We start from the raw sequence: 22472 nt of genomic DNA, 5'->3' as shown, positions 1-22472 counted from the left end.
GCCCATGCCTGCCGTCGCTGAACTGCCGCAGACATCGGGACTCGACGACTACCTCGCCCGGTGCAAGCAGGCGTGCGACGGAGAGATCGAAAGACTGTACGGCCCAAGCGATCACGGCACGAGCGGACTGCGGGAGCTGATCCTCGACTACCCGTTGCGCGGTGGCAAGGCCCTGCGGCCTGCCCTGAGCATCGCGACGTGTCTCGGGCTCGGCGGCCATCTCGATGCCGTCCTGCCGACCGCCGCGACCTTGGAGCTCTACCACAACGCCTTCCTCATCCACGACGACATCGAGGACGATTCGTGGCGCCGGCGCGGCCGTCCCACCCTGCACATCGACCACGGCATCCCCATCGCCGTCAACGTCGGCGACGCCATGCTGTCACTGTCACTGCAACCGCTCCTCGACAATGTGGAACGCATCGGGCTCGGCCCGGCGCTGCGGGTCCTGCGGGCCGTCGCCCACATGACCCGCCAGACCGTCGAGGGCCAGGCCATCGAGCTGGAATGGGTACGGTCCAACGTCTGGCGCTTGGACGACGCCGACTACCTGCGCATGGTGGAGCTCAAGACCAGCTGGTACTCGTTCATCACCCCGCTGCAGGCCGGGGTGATCGCCGCAGGCGGCGGTGGCGACCGGCTGGCACCGCTGGAAGTCCTGGGCCGCCATCTCGGTGCGGCATTCCAGATCACCGACGATCTGCTGAACCTGCGGGCCGATCCGCAGGACTATGGCAAGGAGATCGGCGGCGACCTGTGGGAGGGCAAGCGGACGTTGATGGTGCTGCACGCGTTGCGTCGCGCCGACGCCGAGGACCGCGAACGCGCCGTGGCCATCCTGTTCAAGCGCCGCCCGAGCGCCGCCGGGGGTGAGCTGGGGCTGGCCGAACTGCTCGACCGGCTCACCGCCCGCGGCGAGCTGTCCCGCTTCGGGCGTGACGCGATCGCGGCGCAAGTGCTGGGCCGCCGCGATGCAGAGGCCAAGACGCTCGACGACATCCGGTGGCTGTACCGCCTGCTACACCAGACCGGGTCACTCGCCCACGCCCGCGACGTCGCGGCAGGCCACGCGCGCGACGCCGCGGCCGTGCTGGCCGGCCTCGACTGGTTGCCGCCGAGTCAGCACCGCGACATGCTCACGGACCTGGTCGCCTACGTGCACGGGCGCACGCGATGACGCCCGAAACCCTGGTCGGCATGCTTGCCGAGTTGGACCGGATCCGGGCCCTGACGCTGGACCTCGTCGAGCGCAGCGCTCCGCAGCTGCTGCCCGCCCCGCCGCAGAACGCCTGCGGGCACGAGCGGGCGGTGTACGAGCTGCTGCTCGGGGCGCGGCGTGCGGTGCTCGGCAACCCCGCCGCCGCCCGCGGTGTGCACGACCTGCTGGTGGCCGAGGGGGTTCGTTACGCGCAGACGCCGGAAGGGGCGCGGCTGCGTGACGCACTGACCACGTCCGCGGCCGTCGAGAACCTGCGGCGGGTATGGGAGACCGTGAGCCTCAACGTGCTCGACGGTCCGGCGTCACCTGCCGCCGCGCCGACCGCCTGGATCGAGCTGCTCGCCGACGCGATCATCGGGGCCTCGCGCGCCGACGATCCGGTGCTGGCCCGCTTGCGCCCCGAGGGGTTCGCATGACGAGGCTGGACGATGCGCGTCCCGCACTGGCCGAGAACGCCGGCCTGATCGACTATCTGGTAGGCCTGGCGGGCCTGGGCCGACTCGTCCGCACGCTGGGCACCGGCGGCAGCGAACGGCGGGACGCCGACGACTTCGTGCACGTGCTACTCGGATTGGCAGCCCTGGGCGCTCGGGTGGAACGGCTCGCCCCGCCCCTGCCGCCGGCGCGGGCCGGTGCGGCACCCGACTCCTCAGCGAGGTGGCTGCGATGACGCTGGCGGCCAGTGATTTCCTGCGGGCCCCGGTGCTGGCCGCCGCCCAGCCCACAGGCTTCAAGGAGTGGCACCACTTCGTGGTCCACGGACGCACCGGCCGCTTCCTGATCAACTTCAGCTTGACCTGCGAAGAAACCCCGAACGGGTGCACCCGCATGGTGCCGCGCGTCATCGTCATCGCCCACGACCGCCAGTGGACCGGGGCCGTCGAACGCTTCGCCGAGACGGACCTGGACATCTCCGCCGATCTCGGGGCGTGCGCCATCGGCGCCAACCGCATGACCGTGCGGCCCGACGGCTACGAGGTGCTCGTCGACCTGCCCGGTGTCAGCGGGGAGGTGCGTCTCACCCCGGTCAGCCGACCGTTCGCCGTGAACAACCAGCCCGTCGGGCAGGGCCGGATGTCGTGGCTGTTCGTGCCAAGGCTGCGGGCCGACGGGTGGCTGCACATCGCTGGCCGGGAGCATCGGCTGGATTCCGACCTGGCGTATCACGACCACAATTGGGGCCGGTTCCGGTGGGGCGACGACTTCGGCTGGACGTGGGGCACCATCCTGCCGGTCGAGCCCGGCGACCCGTGGTCGGCGGTGTTGCTGCAGATGACCGACCGGCACCGGTTGCGGTTCCTGTCGCAGGCGCTCTACGTGTGGCGCCATGACGAGCCCGCCGTGATCTTCCGGCATGCGGAGGTGCGCATCCGCACGTCGGGGCGGCTGGGCCGGGCGCCCGACTGCACCCTGCCCCCGCCGATGCGGCTGCTGATCGACGGTGACGTGCCGGGCGTCCCCGAGCAGGTCGAACTCGGCGCCACCCGGGCGGGCGACACCATCCACGCCGAGTTCCGACCCCAGTCCTACGCCCGGCTGGCCCACCCCAGCGAGGTCAGCCTGGAGAGCTCGACCGTGCTGTGCGAGGCGAGCGGCACCACCCGGATGACCGGGTCCGTCAACGGCGAAGCCATCGACTTCACCGGCACCGGCGTATTCGAGTTTCTTCATGGCTGAGCCGGTGGCGGCGCTGCTGCGCCGGTCGGTCGGGCATCTCGCGGACGAGGTACCCGAGAGCTACCGCCTGGTGCTCGACCGGCTCGGGGCGCTGGTGGTCGCACTCGACGTCGACGGCGAACAGTTCGTGCTGCGCGGTGGGCCCCGCCTCGAGGTGGCCGACGGCCCGGTGTCCGGCGGCCCGCGGATCACCACGTCGCGCGGCGCGATCCTCGACGTGCTCGACGCCCGCATCGGGCTGCACGACGCCGTGCAGGCGGGCACGGTGACCGTCGACGGCTCGCTCGACGACATCCTGCAGGTGCACGACACCCTGCTGGCCTACGTGCACGCCGCCGTCCGGGCACCGGCACTGCCGGGGCTGCTCTCCGCGCTGAGGGAGGCGGTGCCGTGACGAGCGAGGTCATCACCACACCCGCGTCGTGCCCACGTCGCCCGACGGTCGCGGTCTTGGGCGCAGGCATCGCGGGCCTGACCGCCGCGCACGAACTGGCGCAGCGCGGTTTCGACGTCACGGTGTACGAGCCCCACGTCGACGAACGCGCCGGACTCGGCACGGCACCAGCCGACACCTACCCGCCCGTCAAGCTCGGCGGGCTGGCCGCCTCGCAGTACTCGACCGTGGGCACGCACGACGGCAGCGCCGCCGAGCTGCGGCCCTTCCCCGGCCGCCGCGGCGACCCGCGTCCACCCGCGCGGGCCGTCGCCGGTGAGCACGGCTTCCGCTTCTTCCCCGCGTACTACCTGCACACCTGGGATCTGTTCCAACGGATCCCCGTCTACCAGCGCATCGACGGCCCCGGCGGCACAGTCGACTGGGTGCCCACCGCCCGGACCATCATGGACAACGTCCGGCGCGTGGTCACCCAGGGCACCACCGTGGACGGCAAGCCGTCGCTGGTCTTCCCGCGCGAAGCGCCGCGCACCCCGGCTGAATTCCTCACCATCGCCGGCCAGTTGACCCAGCTGGGTTTCACGGCGTCGGACATCGACCGGTTCGTCAGCAGGCTCCTGCGTTACCTCGTCACGAGCCCGCTGCGCCGGGCCAGCGAACTGCAGAACCTGTCGGCCTACGACTTCTTCGTCGGCCGCGACGACACGGCCGAACAGCCCCGGTTCGCCTACTCGCCGCGGTTCGACTCCCTGCTGCTGGAGATGCCCCGCGTCCTGGCCGCCTTCGACACCCGCTGGGGCGACGCCCGCACCAACCTGACCACCTACCTGCAACTGCAACTGCAGATGGACCGCCGCGACAACAAGGCCGACGGGGTGCTCAACGGCCCCACCACCGAATCGTGGTTCGACCATTGGCACCGCCACCTCGTCGAGCTCGGCGTCCGCTTCGTCCGGGCCGGCGCGGGCCGCCTCGAACCGCCCGCGTCGGATCCGGGACAGCAGCCGCACCTGCGGCCGCGGGTGCAGGTGACGCTGGCCGACGGCACCCGGCTCACCCCCGACTACACCGTCGTCGCGGTCGACGCCCCGGCGGCCGAACAGATCACCGCGGCGTTGCGCGCGGCGGGCACGGGCGGCACCGTGGCCGAGCTCGACGGGTTCACCACATCGGCCCCGCCGAACGACGGCCCTCTGGAACCGGGCCACACCCGCCCGCAGACCCGGCGCGACCCGTACGCCATGGACGAGATGGGTCGGGTGCCGTGGGACCGGTTCCAGACACTCGGCGGCATCCAGTACTACTTCGACACCGAATTCCAGCTGCTGCGCGGCCACATGTACTACTCGGGCACCGAGTGGGCGCTGTCGTCGATCAACCAGCACGGGCTGTGGGAACGCCGTCCGACCCTGGCCCGCGACGGCCACGTCTCGGTGCTGTCGGTCGACATCGGCGACTTCAACACGCCCTCGCGGTACCTGCTCGACGAGTCCGGGCGCGGCAAGGCGGCCCGCGACTGCACGGCCGACGAGATCGCCACCGAGGTGTGGCGCCAGATCGTGTGGGCCCTGACCAGCGACGTCGACAACGTCGCCGAAGCGCTCATGCCGTGGCCCACCTGGTATGCGCTCGACCGGGGGCTGGTCATGGGCGACGGCCCCGGCCAGGGGCACGGCAAGGCCGTCCGCAACGAGACGCCCTACCTGGTCCCGATCGTCGGCGACTGGGAGAACCGGCCCGGCCCGGACCCGTGGAATCCACACGGCGGATCCTGGGGCACCCGGCCGACCGAGGAGACCTGGCTGCAGGACCTGCGGCAGCGCAACGTCTGGCAGGCCCGGCACGGCGGCTACCAGGTGCACCACAACTCGGTGGTGTTCGCGGGCACCTGGACCAAGACGTTCACCCGCATGACGTCGATGGAGGCGGCCTGCGAATCGGCCCGCCATGCGGTCAACGCGATCCTGGACCACTACATCTGGGTGGCCTCGGGAGGCACCGATCACCGCGAGAACACCACGCTGGACTGGCGCTTCCCCTACGACTTCCTCGACCAGGGCTACTCCAGCCCCGTTCGGATGCCGTCCCCGGCCGGGGACTACTGCTACGTCTTCGACATCGAGAACCGCGAACCCGCCGACGCCCGTCCCCTGCGCACGCTCGACGGCCAGTACTGCCGGGAGGCGCTGCCCCACCCACTGGACACCGCGGCCCCGCTGCTGCTCACCGCCGGAGGAGGCCTATCCATGACCCAGCCGATCATGCCGCCCGAACCCGGCCTGCAGCTGCTGACCTACCTGCAGTCCTGGCGGCAGTACCTGCAGCAGGCGGGGCTCGGGGGCCTGGGTGGTGCACTGCTGACCCCGCCGGGCACCCCGGTGACGACCGCGCCCACCGACTACGCCGAGCAGCTGCTCACCTATCTGCAGGCGTGGCGGCACTACCTGGAGCAGACCGTGGGCGAGGCGACGGGCCGACCCAGTGAGGGCGACGGACCGCCGGGCCGGCCGCCTTATCCCGGGGAGGAGGTCATCGCACCCGCCGACGACTACGGAATCCAGACCACCGCGGGGGCTCGGCCGCGGCGCGAACCGCAGCCGGACCGGCCCAAGCAGGAGCCGGCCTCCCCACCACCGCCACCGCGACAACCGGCAGGTTCGGCTCATCGCCGGTTCACCGAGACCGAGAATGCGCCGCCGTCCACGCCTGCGCCCCGCTCGCTCTACGCCAGGACGCCCGAACCTGGGGCAGCGCCGTCGGCGTATCCGGAGATCACCGAGCCGGACTGGCTCGACCCGCAGCGTTAGCCGCGGCGCAACCGCGCGATGCCCAGCACGGCGAGCACCCCGGCGACGGTCGCCAGCAGCAACGACAGCACCAGCAACGGGGCGGAATGCACGACCGACGTGGTCGACGGTTCACCGGGCAGGATCGGCGCGACGTCCACGGTGGTACTGGCGGCCAGCCAGCTCACCACACACCCCGCAGCCGCGCAGACGGCCAGCACCAGCTCGATCACGGCACGGATCTTCATGGTGTGCGCTCCTCGATCAACGCATCCAACTGCTCGCGCAGCTGCCGATGCCTGCGGGCCCACGCCTGCACGGTGCGGTCGCCCTTGAGTTTGAGGCCGATACCGGTCCGGCCGCGGGGCACCCCGGTCAGCTCACCGAGCGCCCGGGCGGACTGCCATCTCGGCATGTCGGCGCCGCTGGCCTCGGGATAGAGCTTGACGACATCGTCCAGGTCGAGCTTCTCGGTGCCCTGCCGCAGCGTGTCCCTCGTCAGCTCCACCGAGGTGTGAATCCTGGCGGCCTTGATCTGGATGGCGACGAAACCCGACACCAGGACCAGGAACAGCAGCGGGATCCACGGGTCACGTCCGTAGCCGCCGGTCATCTGCAGCAGCGCCATGCCGATGCCGGCGAACGGCCCGAGCAGTAACCACAGCCACCTGCCGCCCGGTTCGTAGAACAACCGCTGCGGCGTGGATTCGTCAGTCACCGGCCCCCCTGGCGATCTGTGCGTTCAGCACGGTCCCGGCGATCAACAGGATCACCCCGGCCAGCGTCAGCATGTGCACCGGAACGAGGCTGAACGCCGCCGCTATGGCGATCAGCACGGCAGCGGCGAGCGCCAACGCCATCGCGGCCCGGCGAAATCTCGGGTCACCGCCGCGGCTGCGACCGGCCAGGAACGCCATCACGACCCCCACGATCACGGTCAGCACCCCGAACCGCGGTACAGGGTGTTGACGGTGCCGGGCCAGGACACCGTCGCGGCGATCAGGCCACCGACGATCAACAACACGGACGCGGCCAACCAGCAACTGAAGGCGATGGTGGCGCGCAGCGACCGCGGCGACGGCTGCTTTTCGGACGGCGACGACGGTGCAGGCATTGCCGGGAAGCCTAGAGGGTCGCGGGTCAGGCCAGCCATCCGGCCACGTCGGCCGCCCAGTAGGTGAGCACGATGTCCGCACCGGCGCGCCGGATGCCGACCAGCGATTCCAGCGCGGCGGCCTCCAGGTCGATCCAGCCGTTGGCGGCCGCGGCACTGATCATCGCGTACTCGCCGGAGATCTGATAGGCCGCAACGGGCACCGGCGAGATGTCGGCGGCCGCGCGGACCACGTCGAGGTAGCTCATCGCGGGCTTGACCATCACCATGTCGGCGCCCTCGTCGATGTCGAGCTCGATCTCGTGCACAGCTTCGCGGATGTTGCCCGAATCCTGTTGGTAGGTACGGCGATCGCCGCTGAGGCTGGAGGACACCGCCTCGCGGAACGGGCCGTAGAACGCCGAGGCGAACTTCGCCGCATAGGCCAGGATCGCGACATCTGTGTGCCCCGCCGCGTCGAGTCCGTCGCGGATCGCGGCCACCTGCCCGTCCATCATGCCGCTCGGCCCCACCACCTGCGCACCCGAATTAGCTTGCGCCACAGCAAGTTCCACATACCGGAGGTTGGTGGCGTCATTGTCCACCCGGCCCGCGGAGTCAAGCACGCCGCAGTGGCCGTGATCGGTGAACTCGTCGAGGCAGGTATCGGCCATCAGCACCGTGGCGTCGCCGAGATCCTTGGCGAGGTCGCGCAACGCGACGTTGAGGATGCCGTCCGGATCGGTGCCGACCGAGCCGACGGCATCCTTGGACTCGTCACGCGGTACCCCGAACAGCATCAGACCACCCACGCCCGCGGCGACCGCGGCGGCGGCGGCGCGGCGCAGCGAGTCCCGGGTGTGCTGCACCACGCCCGGCATCGACGAGATGGGCCGCGGCTCCGAAAGACCGTCGGCGACGAACATCGGCAGAACCAAATGCCTTGGCTCCAGCGAGGTTTGCGCCACCAGCCGGCGCATCGCCGGCGTGGTGCGCAGCCTGCGGGGCCGGTGCCTGGGGTACCCCATCTAACGCCGGCGGCTCTTCTTGCGCGGCGGGGGCAGCGCCCCCTCGGCACGCAGCCGGGCGGCGTGCTCGGCGAGCGCCTCGACCAGCGGTCCCACCGCGGCGGTCTCGGGCTGCACGTCCACGCGCAACCCGAATTCGGCGGCGGTCTCAGCGGTTTTCGGCCCGATGCAGGCGACGATGGTGCGGGCGTGCGGCTTGCCCGCGATACCGACCAAGTTGCGCACCGTCGAGCTCGAGGTGAAGCAGACCGCGTCGAAACCGCCGGTCTTGATCATCTCGCGGGTGTGCGCAGGCGGCGGGGCCGCGCGCACCGTGCGGTAGGCGGTGACATCCTCGATCTCCCAGCCACGTTCGCGCAGCCCCTCGGCCAGCGTCTCGGTGGCGATGTCGGCGCGCGGAAGCAGCACGCGGTTCACCGGATCGAAAATCTCGTCGTAGGGCGGGAATTCGTCGAGCAGGCCGAGTGAGGACTGCTCACCCGACGGCACCAGCTCGGGGTTGATACCGAACGCACGCACCTTGTCCGCGGTGGCCTGACCGACGCAGGCGATCTTCACGCCGGAGAACGCGCGGGCGTCGAGGCCGAACTCGCTGAACTTCTCCCACACCGCACGCACCGCGTTGGTGGAGGTGAACACGACCCACTGGAACCGGCCGTCGACCAGACCCTTGACCGCACGCTCCATCTGCGCGGGGCTGCGTGGCGGCTCGACCGCGATGGTCGGCACCTCGATCGGCAGGGCGCCGTGGCCCACCAGCTTCTCGCTCATCTCGCCGGCCTGGTCCTTGGTGCGCGGCACCAGCACGGTCCAGCCGTACAGGGCGCGGCTCTCCCACCAGTTCAGCTTGGCCCGGTTGGCGACGGTCTTGCCGATGGTGACCACCAGCGGGCCTGCCAGCGGACCGGCCGGGTCCGAGGCGGCGTGCTTTTCCAGCATGCCCTTGTCGATCAGCCCGCCCAGGGTCGTCTCGACCGAGCGCTGCTGGCACGTGGTGCCGTTGGCGGTCACCACCGCGGGGGTGGAATCGGCCAGGCCGTACTCGATCAGCGTGCGGGCGGCGTCCGGCAGGTGCGACGTGGTCGCGTGCAGGATCAGCGGGCCCGGTGCGGCCGCCAGCGCGGCCCAGTCGACGTCGCCACGCACATCGGCGACGGTGTGCGACGAGCCGAGCGGCAGGCCGGCGTAGGTCGGCACCGCCGTGGTGTCGGGCAGGCCCGGCACGATCTCGAAGTTCAGGTGGGTCTTGGCCAGCGCACCGATCTCGGTGATCACAGCATCGACCGACAGCGGATCACCCGCGACGAGTCGCACCACGTCGAACCCGTGGCGTGCCTCCGCGGCCAGCGTCTTGGCCACCTCGGCCGGGTCGCCGAGGGCGGGCCGGATCTCGGGGCCGCCGGGGATGACGGCCGATGCGGCGTCAGCCTGGCCGGCGTCGGCGCTCGCGGCGTCAGCATCGGCACCGTCAGCGGATTTGGCCGGTGCGGCCGGAGCCGGACCGGAGGCCGGCGGCAGATCGGTGCCGACCATCGCCAGCACGGCTTCGGGCACATCGGGGTCGGTGAAGACCATCTCGGCGTGCGCCAGCACGGACTGCGCCCGCGCCGTCAACAAACCTGGATCCCCGGGGCCCGAACCCACGAAGGTGATGCGGCCGGGCTTTGCCTTGCGGCCTCGCATGGTCATGTTTCACTCCCGCGCTCTACCAACAGCTCGCGTGCCCCCAGTTCGAAAAGCTCCGTAGCCACCGAGACGCCGAGGTCGGCGGCCCGTTCCGGAGTCCCGATGCCGGACGCACGGATCACGTCGGATCCGTCCAGCGTCGCCACGCAGCCGCGCAACGACAGCTCCTCGAAGACATTGCCGTCCTCATCGATCGACTCGACCACCTCAGCGATCGCGCCCACCGGTGCGGAACAACCCGCCTCCAGTTCGGCGAGCAGGACCCGTTCGGCGGTGACCGCGGCACGCGTGTCGGCGTCATCCAACTGCGCAAGCACCGCGATCAGCTCGGTGTCGCCGGCGCGGCATTCCACCGCAAGCGCACCTTGAGCCGGCGCTGGCAACATCTGCACCGGCTCGAGCGTCTCGGTGACAACGCCTAGCCGTCCGATGCGGGAGAGACCCGCCCGGGCGACCACGATGCCGTCGAGATCACCGCTCGTAACCCTGTTCAACCTGGTATCTAGGTTGCCTCGTAGGGGGCGGATTTCCAAACCGAGACCCAGTGCTCTAAGCTGCGCCTCCCGCCGCGGGCTCGAGGTGCCGATCACCGAGCCGGCCGGCAACTCTCCGAGCACCAGTCCGTCGCGGGCCACGAGCGCGTCGCGGGGGTCCTCACGGGGCGGTATCGCGGCAATGACGAAACGCTCGTCGGCCGCGGTCGGCAAATCTTTGTAGGAGTGGACGGCCATGTCGACCCTGCCGTCGTGGATGGCTTCACGCAGTGCTGCGGTGAACACGCCGACGCCGATCTCGGCAATGGGGGCACTGGAGCGGTCCCCGTCGGTGGAGATGATCACCAACTCGCAGGGATGACCTGCGGCCAGTAGAGCGTCTCTGACGTGTCCGGCCTGGGTGGTGGCCAGCAGGCTACCGCGGGTGCCGATCCGGATTACTGTGTCGCGAGCTTCAGGAGAGATGGGCAAGCTTTACTCAGACTTATCGAGTTCTGTTGTCATAAAGGGCAGTTCACTGGCTGCGACGGCGTCGACAGCCTGCGGGTCGAGCTCGAAGAGCTCACGCAGCGCCTCGGCGTAACTGTCTCCGCCGGGGGCGCTGGCCAGCTGTTTGACCCGCACCGTGGGGGCGTGCAGCAGCTTGTCGACGACGCGGCGCACGGTTTTGGCCACCTCGTCGCGGTGAGCCGCCTCCAGGCCCGGCAGCCGGTTGTCCAGCCGCAGCAACTCCGCCTCCACCACGTCGGCGGCGCGTTGCCGCAGTGCCGTGACGGTCGGGGTGACCTCGGCCATCCGCTGGCCGGCCAGGTAGTTGGCAACCTCGGTGGCGACGATGTTGCGGGCCGCGTCGGCGTCGGTCGCCGCGGCCCGCGCGGTGGGTTCGCGCTGGATGCGGTCCATGTCGACCACCCAGACGCCGGGCAGCCCGGCGACCGCGGGATCGACGTCGCGGGGCATGCCGAGGTCACAGATCACCAGCTGGTGTTCGGGCCCCGCAGCATTGCGCTGGGCGAGCGCGTGGTGCACGTCGGCCAGCGACACCACCGGACGCACGGCGCCGGTGCTGCTGATGACGACGTCCACGTCGGCCAGTGCCCCGGACACGTGGTCGAGGGTGAAGGCACGGGCCTGGACACCCTGTTCGATCAGTTTCTTGGCCAGCCGCTGGGCGCGCGGCAACGACCGGTTGACCACGTGCACGCGGTCGATGCCCGCGCGCACCAGGTGGGCGCCGGCCAGCGCACCCATCGATCCGGCGCCGACGACGGCCGCGGTGCGGCCCGTCAATCCGCCTGCGAGTTTCGTCTCGGCCATGTCGAGTGCCACCGAGACCACCGACGCGCCTGCGGCGTCGATCCCGGTCTCGGAATGCACCCGCTTGCCGACGGACAGCGCCCGTTGCGCCAGCTCGTGCAGCGTGCGGCCTGCGGTGTGATTGGCCTCGGCAGAGGCATACGCGCGGCGTACCTGGCCGAGCACCTGCTGTTCACCGATGACGGCCGAGTCCAGGCCGCTGGTCACGGCGAACAGATGCTCGACGGCGGCCTCGGCGTAGCGCACATAGGCGTACTTGGTGAGGTCCCCGAGACCCATCCCGGAATGCTCGGAGAGCACCTGACCGATCACCGACAGACCACCGTGGAAGGCCTCCACCACCGCATAGACCTCGACGCGGTTACAGGTGGAGAGCACCATGGCCTCGGTCACCAGCGACGACTGAAGGATCTGGTCGATGATCTTGGCCTGCTCAGCCTCGTCCGTGCTCAATTGCTCCAGGACGGACACCGGCGCGCTGCGGTGCGAAACTCCGAACAGCAACACGCTCACGGCTTCATCACCACGTCATCTAAGGTAAACGTTTTACCTCTGGCCACCAAATTTCTCCTAGTCAGCGCACTGCTGGCCGGTTCCGCCGTGCGCCGACTCACCGGAGACTCACAGGGTGGCGAGGTCGTCGCGCAGCTGCGCCTCGTCGACCTCCCAGTAGCCGTGCTCGACGCCGTTGAGCAAGACCACCGGCAGCAGGTCCCCGTACTGGGCCCGCAGGGCGGTGTTGCCCGCGGCGGCCTCGCTGTCGACGTCGGTGGTCAGCAGCGTGAAGCCGAGCTCGTCGCGCAACGCGGCCAGCTGTTCGGCGGCCCGCGCGCACAGGCCGCAGCCGGCCCGGGTCAGCAACGTCACGGTGTGCCGGCTGCCTGCGCCGGGCTGCGGATGCTCCACACCGCCAGTATCCGGGCGCGGTGACCTAGGGTGAATCCGTGTCCGAAACCGGTAGTGCCGATGCGCCAGATCAGGAGCTTGCCGCCGAGGCCAGCGCCGAGGTGGCGGTCGCCGGCCTGCAGGCCGAAGCAGCCGAATCCGGCACGGGCGCCACACCTGCCCCGCCTCCGCCCGACCTGACCGCGGCGGCGTTCTTCGACGTCGACAACACCTTGGTGCACGGTTCGTCGCTGGTGCACTTCGCCCGCGGGCTGGCCGCACGCAAGTACTTCACCTACACCGACATCCTCGGGATCGTCTATGCGCAGGCCAAGTTCCAGTTCACCGGCAAGGAGAACAGCGACGACGTCGCGGAGGGCAAGCAGAAGGCGCTGGCGTTCATCGAGGGCAGGTCCACCGCCGAGCTGACCGAGCTGGGCGAGGAGATCTACGACGAGATCATCGCCGACAAGATCTGGCCCGGCACCCGTGCGCTGGCGCAGATGCACCTCGACGCGGGCCAGCAGGTCTGGCTGGTCACCGCGACGCCCTATGAGCTGGCCGCCACGATCGCCAAACGCCTGGGGCTCACCGGCGCGTTGGGCACCGTCGCGGAGTCGGTCGACGGGGTGTTCACCGGCAGGCTGGTCGGCGACATCCTGCACGGCACGGGCAAGGCCCACGCGGTGCGGTCGCTGGCCATCCGGGAGGGTCTGAACCTGCGTCGCTGCACGGCGTATTCGGACAGCTTCAACGATGTGCCGATGCTGTCGCTGGTGGGCACCGCGGTGGCCATCAATCCCGATGCCGCGCTGCGCGACGTGGCCCGCGAACGGGGCTGGGAGATCCGCGATTTCCGCACCGCGCGCAAGGCCGCCCGGATCGGGGTGCCGTCCGCACTGGCCCTCGGCGCCCTCGGCGGTGCCCTGGCCGCGGTCGCCTCCCGGCGTCACGACATTCGCTGAGCAACCCGGACGCGCTGATAGGCTTCTCACCCGCCAGGCACGTTTGAGCGGAGAGCGCAGATACATGAGCATCGCCAGCGACATCATCGGGACCCATTTCCGGTACCCCGACTATTTCGAGGTCGGCCGGGAGAAGGTCCGTGAGTTCGCCAAAGCGGTGAAGGACGACCATCCCGCTCACTACAGCCAGGAGGCGGCCGAGGAGCACGGGCACGACGCGGTGGTGGCGTCTGTGACCTTCCTGGCAGTTGCCGGGCGGCGGGTCCAGCTGGAGCTGTTCGACAAGTTCGACGTGCCGATCAACCTGGAGCGCGTGCTGCACCGCGATCAGAAGCTGATCTTCCACCGCCCAATCATGGTGGGCGACCGCCTGTGGTTCGACTCGTACCTGGACTCGGTCATCGAGTCGCACGGCACGGTGATCTGCGAGGTCCGGGCCGAGGTCACCGACGACGACGGCAAACCTGTGGCCACCAGCATCGTCACCATGCTCGGCGAGGCCGCGCACCCCGAAGAGGCGGGCGAGATCAGCTCGCAGATCGCTGCGGCGCGCGATGCCGCGATCGCCAAGATGATTGCTGGGCAAAACGCCTGAGCGCGCCGGTTTCTTTGCGCGAACAGTCCCCCGCAAGCGGGAGGGGCCCCCAACTTGAGTACGCGACACGCCGGTTTTCCGGTACCGCTATGTCTGCTCAGCGAGCGAAAACTCAGCCGAAGAACATGTTCCGGCGGCCCGCCAGCAGCTGGTAGAGCGTCTGCTGGATGGTCTCGCGGACCTGGTCGGTCAACTCGAAGGTGACCATCGGGTCGTCGGCCGCGGTCTCGTCGTAGTCCGCGGTGTCGATCGGTTCCCCGAACTGGATGTGCCACTTGGACGGCAGCGGGACCAGCCCGGCCGGGCCGGCCAACGGGAACAGCGGCGTGATCGGGAAGTACGGCAGACCCAGCAGCCGGGCCAGCAGTTTGACGTCGGCGACCATGGGATAGATCTCCTCGGACCCCACGATCGAGCACGGCACGATGGGTGCTTTGGCCCGCAGCGCTGCGGAAACGAAGCCGCCGCGGCCGAATCTCTGCAGCTTGTAGCGGTCTTTGAAGTTCTTGCCCAGGCCCTTGAAGCCTTCGGGGAACACCGCGGTGAGCTCGCCGTTGGCCAGCAGGCGGTGCGCGTCGGTGGTGCAGGCGACGGTATGGCCGGCCTTGCGGGCGAGCTGCCCGACCATGGGCAGGTCGAAGACCAGGTGGGCGGCCAGCAGGCGCAGGTCGCGGTGTGCCGGGGTGTGATCGTGGACGGCCACCTGGGTCATCAACCCGTCGAAGGGCAGGGTGCCCGCGTGGTTGGCGACGACGAGCGCCGCACCGGTCTCGGGCAGGTTCTCGATGCCGGAAACCTCGACCCGGAACCATGACCGGAAGAGCATTCTCAGCAAAGGCAGGAAGATAGCGTTGTTGAGGTGCTCGTCGAACCCGAACTCGTCGACCGAGTAGTCGCCGGCCATCCGTTTGCGAAGGAATTCACTCGCCGCGGCGATCTGCTTGGCAAGCTCCGTGGGGGTGTTGTCGACGGTCGCGGACCCCGATACGGCACCGCGCCGCTCGTCGATTTCGCGCACCACCGCCGCGATCTGTTCCGCGGATGCGCGGGTACCCGGATCGGCCAGCAGCGACGGGTGCCGCCGTGCGCTCTCGGAGCGTTGGGCTGCCCGCCGCGCTGATGTTGCGCGATTCGAATTGCCATGTAGCGGAATGACTTTGGCTTTAGGTTCGCCCGCCACGTCGATACCTTCTCCCCACCCCGGTAAAGCTGATTCTTATCGTCCCCAACGCTGCGCCATCGCCACGGCGCTGCTCTCCATTGAGCGTACCCATCGCGGATCGAGGATCGGCGTCAAACCACGACCCCGGACGTAGTCGTCGAATGCCTCGGCAGTCGTCCACTTTGGACTGTAGCCCAGATCCCTGTGCATGCGCGTGGTGTCCATGACGCGGCCGTAACTGAGATAGTTCAGCTGTTCGCGATCGAGTTCGGTGGAGCGGGTGGCCCGGCTCAGCGAATCCACGGCGGCCAGCGCCGAACGTGGTACGGGTAGCCGCAGCCGGCCCGATCGACGGATGGCCTGGCTCATCATGATGATGCCCGAGCCACCGATGTTGAAGGTGCCGGGTTTGCCGGCGACGGTCGCGCGTTCCAACGCGCCCAGGGCGTCCTGCTCATGCAGCAACTGCAGTCGCGCGTCGTGCCCGACCACCGAGGGCACCACAGGGCCCGCCAGGTACCGCGAGAGCGCGGTGTCCATCGCGGGGCCGATCATGTTGGCCAGCCGCAGGATGGTCACCGCGATGTCGGGACGACGCCGCGCCAAGCCGCGGGCGTAGCCCTCGATGTCGATACTGTCCCGGGCGAATCCTTCGCCCGGGGGTCGGCGCGCGCTGCTGTCCTCGGTGAACATCACCGGGTCACGCGAGCTGGCGCCGTACACCTCGGAGGTGGACTTGAGCACCACCCGGCGTACTGACGGCGTCTTCTGACATGCCGCGAACAGCTGGATGGCGCCCATCACGTTGAGTTCCTTCAACGTGGCCCGCCCGCCGGAGCGGGGCGCGTACGACGCGGCGGCGGCATGCACCACGGTGTCGACGTCCCCGTTCCGGATCACCTTGGCGATGAACGGGTTGCGTATATCGGCCCGAACGAACTCGGCCCGGCCCATCCGACGGAGCAGATCCTTGCTCGGCGTGATCGCGTCAACCGCGATCACATGGTTGATCAGGGGGTTCTGCGCCAGCCGAGCGGTCAGGTAACCGCCCAGGAACCGGCAGGCCCCCGTGACCAGTACCACTTTGGGGTAGGGCGCCGCGTCGGTGGATTCTGAGCCACCTGAATCACCGGTGCTGCCTGGCGAGCGCCCTGGAGAACGACCATCAGAATCCATCTGGCAAGCCTAACGGCCGGGGCTGAAAGCTACTTGCCGAGCTTTCTACGCTGCACCCGGGTGCGTCGAAGCAGCTTACGGTGCTTCTTCTTCGACATGCGCTTACGACGCTTCTTGATGACTGAACCCATGAATCCCGGTGACTCCGCTACCTAGACAGCAATTGGTTGACCCGGTCACTTTACCCGGGCCCGCCAGTGAAACGGAAAACGGCTGCCGCTTAGCCCGCGTCGAAGTAGGAGGTCTCCAGCAGATCGTGCACGGCCTTGGCGTGCACGCGGAACGAGCGACCCACCCGAACGGCGGGCAACTCGCCGTTGTGCACCAACCGGTACACCGTCATCTTCGACACCCTCATCAGGTTCGCCACCTCGGCGACTGTGAGAAATTGAGCTCGGGGCTGGCCGTCGCCAGCCGAATCCCGCGCCGATGGCCCGTTCATAGACGTCATCGCAACCCAATCAATCAGGCACGGACAGTTCCAGCGGCTTCCCCACCGCTGGCACCGATCCGCGCATACAAAGGGAGAATAGCGTGGCGGGTGGGGTTACTGCGACGGGTGTGGGCTAATCGGTCAGAAATTATCTAATTACTCTGATGTGATTCCTAGCTGCTCAGACCGCGTTTTCGCAGCCTCGACGGCGTTGCCGAGCGCGGCCCGGAATCCGCCACGCTCCAGTTCGCGCAGCCCAGCGGCGGTGGTACCGGCCGGAGAGGTCACCATGGCGCGCAGCGCCGCAGCGGTGGTGTCCAGCGCGGCGTCGCCCGCGGCGGTCACCTCATCGAGGCGTTCCAGCAGCATCGCGGCCGACCCGGCCATCGTCTGCACCACCAGATCGGTGGCCACAGAACGCGACAATCCGGCCGCCACGGCCGCATCCACGAGGGCCTCGACCATCAGGAAGAAGTACGCGGGCCCGGAACCCGAGACGGCCGTGACGGCGTCCAGTTGCGCCTCGGCGACCGTGATGACACCGCCGACGGCATCGAAGATCCCCGAGACCTCCTTGAGCTGTTCGGGGGTCGCGAACCGGCCCGGGGCCACCGCGCTGATGCCACCACCGACGAGGATCGGGGTGTTGGGCATGACGCGGATCACCGGCGCCCCGGCCGGCAGCTTGGCCTCGTAGTACGCGGTGCTGACACCCGCGGCGATGGAGACGAACACCTGCTCGGTGTCGCTGTCGGCGGCCGCCGCGGCACCGGCGACCTCGTCGACGACGTACTCCACGTCGCTGGGCTTCACCGCGACGATGACGTAGGCCGCATTGTCCGCGGCGTCGGCGACCGACGTGACCAGCACGGAGTACTTCTCCGCCAGGTATTTGGCCCGATCAGGGTGCTTCTCGGCGACCACCAAATCCTTGACCTGCCTGCCGGCCCGTAACAAGCCGGACAGCAGGGCCTCGCCCATGCTTCCGCCACCGATGATCGCGATTCTCGACATGCGCCACAGCATTGCACGAGCCGGCGCGGGGACCGAACCGGCGCCTCAGCGCATCAGGTGCGCCCTGGCAAACTTCAGCGCTTCGGTCAGCAGCGCGTCGCGCTCGGTGGCCGTCCGGGCGCTCGACGTGGTGATCTCCAGGATGACGTGGCCCGAGAAGTTCCCGGCCGCCAGCATCTGGCACACCTGGGCGGTGGGCTGGGTGCCACGGCCGGGCACCAGGTGCTCGTCGGTGGACGCACCGTTGCCGTCGCACAGGTGCAGATGCGCCAGCCCGTCGCCCATCCGGCGGGCCATGTCCAGTGCGTCGGTGCCCGCGGTCGCGGTGTGGCTGAGGTCGAGCGTGTAGTGGGCGTGATTGCCGTCCAGCGGGTCGTAGGACGGCGCGAACGCGGATATGCCGGGTCCTGGCCTACCGCCGCGCTTTCGCATCCTCTCGATGGATGTCTCGCCCGCGCCGAAGAAGCGGTCGGCGCGGAACGGGAACATGTTCTCGACCGCGACCAGCACGTCGCTACCGGCCTCGAGCTCGGCCACCTGCTCGCCGAATCCTTCGGCGTAGCGGCGCTGCCACCGGAACGGCGGATGCACCACGACCGTCTGGGCGCCCAGCTGTTCGGCGGCCCGCACGCTGCGTTCCAGCTTGGGAATCGGGTTGGCGCCCCACACCCGCTGCGAGATCAGCAGGCACGGCGCGTGCACCGACAGCACGGGCATGTTGTAGCGCTTCGACATCGCCGCGACAGCATCGATGTCCTGGCTGACCGACTCCGCCCACACCATGAGCTCGACGCCGTCGTAGCCGAGCCGGGCCGCGTGTTCGAAGGCGGCCTCGGTCCTCAGCGGATAGACCGAGGCAGTGGACAGGCCGACCTTGATGGCTGGGCGCACGAGGTAACTGTCTACCGCGTAATCAGCTCGCCTGCAGTAGAGCCAACGGCCCGAACGTCACCAGCGCACCCACGGCCACCGCGGTCAGGGTGCTGCCGATGTCCTCGGTCTTGCGGACCACCCGCACTCCCCCGGCCAGGCCGAGGATGACCAGGACACCGAGGATCAACGCGACGATGGTGTTCCACTTCCACAGCTGGTCGAAGGCGATGAACAGGCCCGCCCCGAAGGCGACGGCGATGACGCACTGCCCGACCACCCACAGGCCGTGCATCAGCGAGGTACCGCCGACGCGGGCGCCGGATCCGGCGGCTTTCTCGTGCTCGTCGAGCTCGTCGGCCTGGTCGACCTCGTCGGCTTCGTCGCGGTCGGTGTGCTCATCGTGCTCGTCGGGGTCCCGGTCTTCGAGGTCGATGTCCTCGGGCCCGGGCCTGCCACGTCGGCGGGCCACGTCGTCGGCCACCGACTGGCCACCGAACAGCGGTCCGAGCGTCGAGCCCAGGTACGCCGGACGCTCGTCGTCGGCCGCGGACTCGTCGTCGTCGGTGTCCTCCAGCAGGTCCGGGCTCATGCGCTCGGCCCCGGTACCCGACGGCTGGTAGTCGCGCAGCGGTCGGGTGTACTGCGGACGGCGGGCGCTCGGCTTGAATTCGACCGGCTCCGGGTCGGCGTCACGGGCATCCAGGTGGGCCTGGTAATCGGCTTCCGCGTCGGTGACGTCCCCGGCGGTGTCCTCGGCTTCGGCCTCGGTTGTGTCGTCGGTCACCGGTGCGCCGTTGGTCGGCGCGGCCGGTACCACGACGTCGGTGTCATCCGGCCGGGTCGGGCGCGCCGGCGCGGCCGGCTTCTCGGCCTTCTCGGCGGGCGCTTCCTCCGGCTCGTCGGCATGGTCGGAGACGATCGGGATCTCGCCGGTGAGTTCGGCGACGGTCACCGCGTCGCTGTTGCCCCGGCGCCGCCTCCGGCGACCGCCGACGGGAGGGGCGCCGATGGTGCCGTTCTTTGCCAGCAGTTCCGCAACCGAGATCGGCCGGGTGGCGGCGTGGCTATCTTCTGGTCCAGTCATGTCCTGTATTGCCTTTGGGGCTAGCTATTCCTACCGTGCAGCATCCCGCGTCGATGTCTGCACCAGGGCGGTGCCATCGGCCTCGCTGTCGAGTTTCCGCAGAATCAGCCCCTCCCGCAACGCCCAGGGGCAAATATCGACTGATTCGACTTCGAGGGCTCGCATGCTGGCCTCAGCTACCAAAGCTCCGGCCACGATCTGTGGCGCCCGCTCGGCACTCACCCCTTCCAGTTCGGCACGGTCTGCCGCCGTCATCCTAGAGATGAAAGCTATGAGCTGTCTTAAACCCGCCGCGGTGAGCGTCCGCTTGACCCGCGGACCCGATCCGGAGGGCGCCGCGCCGGTCAGCCTGGCCAGTGACCGGAACGTCTTCGAGGTGGCCACAGCCAGGTCAGGGCTGCCCGTCGAGCGCATGGTCGCGCCGGCGTCGGACAGCTCGGTCGCCAGCCAGTCCCGCAGCATCGCCACGCGCCGCCGCCCGGGAGGATCGTCGGGCAACCACTCGCGGGTCAACCGGCCGGCACCCAGCGGCAGCGACAGTGCTATCTCGGGCTCCTCGTCGACACCGCTGGACAGCTCCAGCGAACCGCCGCCGATGTCGATGTTGACGATCCGCCCTGCGCTCCAGCCGTACCACCGGCGTACCGCGAGGAAGGTCAGCCGGGATTCGTCGACCCCACTGAGCACCCCGAGGGAAACGCCGGTCTCGGCCCGCACCCTGGCCAGCACGTCCTCGGAGTTGGTGGCATCGCGCACCGCCGACGTGGCAAACGCCATCAGCTCGGCGCAGCCCGAACTGGTGGCGATCTTGGCGAACTCGTCGACGGTCTCGACCAGCTTGTCGGCCCCACGCCGGCTGAGCTTGCCGGAGGGTTCGATCGCCTCGGCCAACCGCAAGGCCGCCTTGGTGGAACTCATCGGGGTCGGATGGCCGCCGCGACGAGCGTCCACCACGAGTAGATGGACCGTGTTACTGCCCACATCGAGCACGCCTAACCGCACGCCCACAACCTATCCGGTGAGCAGTCCAGTTCTGTGCCCGGACCACCCGCTCGACGCGAGTGCGAAATAATTCGGGTTCAGCCGGATGCGAGTACCGTTTCCCCCCGTGACAGACGTGCATCCCGGGGAAGTCGAGCTGGACTTTGCCCGCGAGTGGGTGGAGTTCTACGACCCCGACGACGCGGAGCATCTCATCGCGGCCGATATGACCTGGCTGCTGTCCCGCTGGACGTGCGTGTTCGGCACGCCGGCGTGCAAGGGCACCGTGGCAGGACGGCCTGACGACGGGTGCTGCTCGCACGGTGCTTTCCTGTCCGACGACGACGATCGGGCCCGGCTCGACGATGCAGTCAAACAGTTGACCGACGAGGACTGGCAGTTCCGCGACAAAGGCTTGGGCCGCAAGGGTTATCTCGAAGACGACGAATACGACGGCAAGCCGAATCTGCGCACCCGCAAATACAAGGGCGCCTGCATCTTCCTGAACCGGCCCGGGTTCCCCGCGGGCATCGGCTGCGCACTGCACAGCAAGGCGCTCAAGATCGGTGTCGAACCGCTGACCATGAAGCCGGATGTGTGCTGGCAGTTGCCGATCCGGCGCAGCCAGGACTGGGTGACGCGGCCCGACGGCACGCAGGTGCTGCGCACCGTCATCACCGAGTACGACCGGCGCGGCTGGGGCGAGGGCGGCGCGGACCTGCACTGGTACTGCACGGGTGATCCGGCCGCCCACGTCGGCGAGAAGCAGGTGTGGGAGTCCTACGCACCCGAACTCACCGCGCTGCTCGGCGAGAAGGCCTATGCGGAGCTGGCCGCGATGTGCAAGCGGCGCAGCAGTTTAGGGCTCATCGCGATCCACCCGGCGACCCGGGCCGCGGCGACCGGCGGGGAGGCCGGCTAGCCCTCCAGCTTGTATCCCAGCCCGCGAACGGTGACCAGGTGCACCGGGTTGGCGGGATCGGCCTCGATCTTCGACCGCAGCCGCTTGACATGCACGTCAAGGGTTTTGGTGTCGCCGACGTAGTCCGCGCCCCACACCCGGTCGATGAGCTGACCACGGGTGAGCACCCGCCCACTGTTGCGCATCAGGTACTCGAGCAGGTCGAACTCCTTGAGCGGCAACGTGATCTGCTCACCGTTGACGCTGACCACGTGGCGTTCGACATCCATGCGGACCGGGCCGGCCTCCAGCACGCCGTCGCCGGCGCCGGTGTCGTCGGAGTCGGATCCCCGGCGCAGCACCGCCCGGATCCGGGCGATCAGTTCCCGCGCCGAATACGGCTTGGTGACGTAGTCGTCGGCGCCCAGTTCCAGTCCGACGACCTTGTCGATCTCGCTGTCGCGGGCGGTCACCATGATCACCGGCACGCTCGAGCGGGACCGCAGCTGCTTACAGACATCGGTGCCGCTCATCCCCGGCAGCATCAGGTCCAGCAGCACGATGTCGGCACCGGAGCGCTCGAATTCGGCCAGAGCTGAAGGGCCGTCGGCCACCACGGTGGCCTCGAAGCCTTCCTTGCGGAGCAGGAATGCCAGTGGATCGGCCAGCGACTCCTCGTCCTCAACGATCAACACGCTGGTCATCGTTC

The 22472-nt window shown here is 69.2% G+C and carries 27 protein-coding genes; 9 read left to right on the top strand and 18 right to left on the bottom strand.

The annotated features are described in order from the left end of the window. Positions 1-4 precede the first annotated feature (4 nt). The 6 genes from BTO20_RS05135 to BTO20_RS05110 are packed head-to-tail and all read left to right on the top strand — an operon-like array spanning position 5 to position 6097. Positions 5-1177 carry a polyprenyl synthetase family protein gene (locus BTO20_RS05135; protein WP_087073928.1) on the top strand — a complete coding sequence of 391 codons (1173 nt, stop codon included), beginning with the start codon at positions 5-7 and terminating at the stop codon, positions 1175-1177. Continuing rightward, positions 1174-1635 carry a hypothetical protein gene (locus BTO20_RS05130; protein WP_087073925.1) on the top strand — a complete coding sequence of 154 codons (462 nt, stop codon included), beginning with the start codon at positions 1174-1176 and terminating at the stop codon, positions 1633-1635. Before BTO20_RS05135 ends, BTO20_RS05130 begins: the two co-directional genes overlap by 4 nt. Further along, positions 1632-1889: a hypothetical protein gene (locus tag BTO20_RS05125; protein ID WP_087073923.1), complete on the top strand. Its 258-nt coding sequence runs from the start codon at positions 1632-1634 to the stop codon at positions 1887-1889. The genes BTO20_RS05130 and BTO20_RS05125 overlap by 4 nt, the downstream gene beginning before the upstream one ends. Next, positions 1886-2896 carry a hypothetical protein gene (locus BTO20_RS05120; protein ID WP_087073921.1) on the top strand — a complete coding sequence of 337 codons (1011 nt, stop codon included), beginning with the start codon at positions 1886-1888 and terminating at the stop codon, positions 2894-2896. The genes BTO20_RS05125 and BTO20_RS05120 overlap by 4 nt, the downstream gene beginning before the upstream one ends. Then, positions 2889-3290, top strand: coding sequence for an SCP-2 sterol transfer family protein (locus BTO20_RS05115; protein WP_087073919.1), 402 nt, complete (start codon positions 2889-2891; stop codon positions 3288-3290). Before BTO20_RS05120 ends, BTO20_RS05115 begins: the two co-directional genes overlap by 8 nt. Next, positions 3287-6097, top strand: a complete 2811-nt coding sequence (locus BTO20_RS05110; RefSeq protein ID WP_087073917.1) for an FAD-dependent oxidoreductase — start codon at positions 3287-3289, stop codon at positions 6095-6097. Before BTO20_RS05115 ends, BTO20_RS05110 begins: the two co-directional genes overlap by 4 nt. Here the strand turns inward: BTO20_RS05110 and BTO20_RS05105 are convergent. The 9 genes from BTO20_RS05105 to BTO20_RS05070 all read right to left on the bottom strand — a co-directional run bounded on the left by BTO20_RS05105 (position 6094) and on the right by BTO20_RS05070 (position 12600). Then, on the bottom strand, positions 6094-6324 hold the full coding sequence (locus tag BTO20_RS05105; RefSeq protein WP_087073915.1) for a hypothetical protein: 231 nt from the start codon (positions 6322-6324) through the stop codon (positions 6094-6096). The genes BTO20_RS05110 and BTO20_RS05105 overlap by 4 nt on opposite strands. Further along, the gene (locus tag BTO20_RS05100) at positions 6321-6794 is read right to left on the bottom strand and encodes a DUF3093 domain-containing protein (protein ID WP_087073913.1); all 474 of its coding nucleotides are present in this window, start codon (positions 6792-6794) and stop codon (positions 6321-6323) included. The genes BTO20_RS05105 and BTO20_RS05100 overlap by 4 nt, the downstream gene beginning before the upstream one ends. Further along, on the bottom strand, positions 6787-7011 hold the full coding sequence (locus tag BTO20_RS40235) for a hypothetical protein (protein ID WP_232491041.1): 225 nt from the start codon (positions 7009-7011) through the stop codon (positions 6787-6789). The genes BTO20_RS05100 and BTO20_RS40235 overlap by 8 nt, the downstream gene beginning before the upstream one ends. 2 nt (positions 7012-7013) lie before the next feature. Beyond that, positions 7014-7190 carry a hypothetical protein gene (locus BTO20_RS40230; RefSeq protein WP_232491040.1) on the bottom strand — a complete coding sequence of 59 codons (177 nt, stop codon included), beginning with the start codon at positions 7188-7190 and terminating at the stop codon, positions 7014-7016. A 26-nt stretch (positions 7191-7216) separates the two neighbouring features. After that, a complete protein-coding gene (gene hemB / locus BTO20_RS05090; RefSeq protein WP_087073911.1) occupies positions 7217-8197 on the bottom strand; it encodes a porphobilinogen synthase in 981 nt (326 codons plus the stop codon). Then, a complete protein-coding gene (locus tag BTO20_RS05085; RefSeq protein WP_087073910.1) occupies positions 8198-9886 on the bottom strand; it encodes a bifunctional uroporphyrinogen-III C-methyltransferase/uroporphyrinogen-III synthase in 1689 nt (562 codons plus the stop codon). It lies immediately after the preceding gene. After that, a complete protein-coding gene (gene hemC / locus BTO20_RS05080; RefSeq protein ID WP_087081629.1) occupies positions 9883-10842 on the bottom strand; it encodes a hydroxymethylbilane synthase in 960 nt (319 codons plus the stop codon). Before hemC ends, BTO20_RS05085 begins: the two co-directional genes overlap by 4 nt. A gap of 9 nt (positions 10843-10851) precedes the next feature. Further along, on the bottom strand, positions 10852-12207 hold the full coding sequence (locus BTO20_RS05075) for a glutamyl-tRNA reductase (RefSeq protein WP_087073909.1): 1356 nt from the start codon (positions 12205-12207) through the stop codon (positions 10852-10854). A 108-nt stretch (positions 12208-12315) separates the two neighbouring features. After that, on the bottom strand, positions 12316-12600 hold the full coding sequence (locus tag BTO20_RS05070; protein ID WP_232491039.1) for a glutaredoxin family protein: 285 nt from the start codon (positions 12598-12600) through the stop codon (positions 12316-12318). Between the two features lie 38 nt (positions 12601-12638). On the opposite strand from BTO20_RS05070, the gene BTO20_RS05065 reads away from it, so the two are divergent. Then, positions 12639-13544 carry an HAD family hydrolase gene (locus BTO20_RS05065; RefSeq protein WP_029369565.1) on the top strand — a complete coding sequence of 302 codons (906 nt, stop codon included), beginning with the start codon at positions 12639-12641 and terminating at the stop codon, positions 13542-13544. Positions 13545-13608: 64 nt separating this feature from the next. After that, a complete protein-coding gene (locus BTO20_RS05060; protein ID WP_083169643.1) occupies positions 13609-14139 on the top strand; it encodes an FAS1-like dehydratase domain-containing protein in 531 nt (176 codons plus the stop codon). Positions 14140-14251: 112 nt separating this feature from the next. Here BTO20_RS05060 and BTO20_RS05055 read toward each other — a convergent pair whose 3' ends face one another. From BTO20_RS05055 to BTO20_RS05020, 8 genes are all read right to left on the bottom strand, one after another. Further along, positions 14252-15325 (bottom strand): lysophospholipid acyltransferase family protein, encoded by a 1074-nt coding sequence (locus tag BTO20_RS05055; protein WP_232491192.1) that lies wholly within the window; start codon positions 15323-15325, stop codon positions 14252-14254. Between the two features lie 30 nt (positions 15326-15355). Next, complete coding sequence (locus BTO20_RS05050) at positions 15356-16477, bottom strand: SDR family oxidoreductase (protein ID WP_198344262.1); 1122 nt, start codon at positions 16475-16477, stop codon at positions 15356-15358. Positions 16478-16506: 29 nt separating this feature from the next. Next, on the bottom strand, positions 16507-16608 hold the full coding sequence (locus BTO20_RS05045) for a 30S ribosomal protein bS22 (RefSeq protein ID WP_003402602.1): 102 nt from the start codon (positions 16606-16608) through the stop codon (positions 16507-16509). Between the two features lie 89 nt (positions 16609-16697). After that, a complete protein-coding gene (locus BTO20_RS05040; protein WP_026256699.1) occupies positions 16698-16928 on the bottom strand; it encodes a cell division/environmental response transcriptional regulator in 231 nt (76 codons plus the stop codon). Between the two features lie 138 nt (positions 16929-17066). Next, the gene (gene proC, locus BTO20_RS05035; RefSeq protein WP_087081625.1) at positions 17067-17924 is read right to left on the bottom strand and encodes a pyrroline-5-carboxylate reductase; all 858 of its coding nucleotides are present in this window, start codon (positions 17922-17924) and stop codon (positions 17067-17069) included. Between the two features lie 45 nt (positions 17925-17969). Next, positions 17970-18815, bottom strand: a complete 846-nt coding sequence (locus tag BTO20_RS05030; RefSeq protein WP_087073903.1) for a sugar phosphate isomerase/epimerase family protein — start codon at positions 18813-18815, stop codon at positions 17970-17972. Positions 18816-18837: 22 nt separating this feature from the next. Further along, complete coding sequence (locus BTO20_RS05025; RefSeq protein ID WP_087073901.1) at positions 18838-19881, bottom strand: FUSC family protein; 1044 nt, start codon at positions 19879-19881, stop codon at positions 18838-18840. Positions 19882-19911: 30 nt separating this feature from the next. Continuing rightward, the gene (locus BTO20_RS05020) at positions 19912-20883 is read right to left on the bottom strand and encodes a Ppx/GppA phosphatase family protein (RefSeq protein ID WP_198344261.1); all 972 of its coding nucleotides are present in this window, start codon (positions 20881-20883) and stop codon (positions 19912-19914) included. Between the two features lie 106 nt (positions 20884-20989). Between BTO20_RS05020 and BTO20_RS05015 the strand changes: the two genes are divergently transcribed. Beyond that, positions 20990-21784 carry a hypothetical protein gene (locus tag BTO20_RS05015; RefSeq protein ID WP_087081623.1) on the top strand — a complete coding sequence of 265 codons (795 nt, stop codon included), beginning with the start codon at positions 20990-20992 and terminating at the stop codon, positions 21782-21784. Here the strand turns inward: BTO20_RS05015 and regX are convergent. Next, positions 21781-22467 carry a two-component sensory transduction protein RegX gene (gene regX / locus BTO20_RS05010; protein ID WP_064945260.1) on the bottom strand — a complete coding sequence of 229 codons (687 nt, stop codon included), beginning with the start codon at positions 22465-22467 and terminating at the stop codon, positions 21781-21783. The two genes, BTO20_RS05015 and regX, sit on opposite strands and share 4 nt — an antisense overlap. Positions 22468-22472 lie beyond the last annotated feature (5 nt).

It is taken from the genome of Mycobacterium dioxanotrophicus, from assembly GCF_002157835.1.
Lineage (GTDB): Bacteria > Actinomycetota > Actinomycetes > Mycobacteriales > Mycobacteriaceae > Mycobacterium > Mycobacterium dioxanotrophicus.
This window is presented reverse-complemented; position numbering and strand designations above follow the sequence as displayed.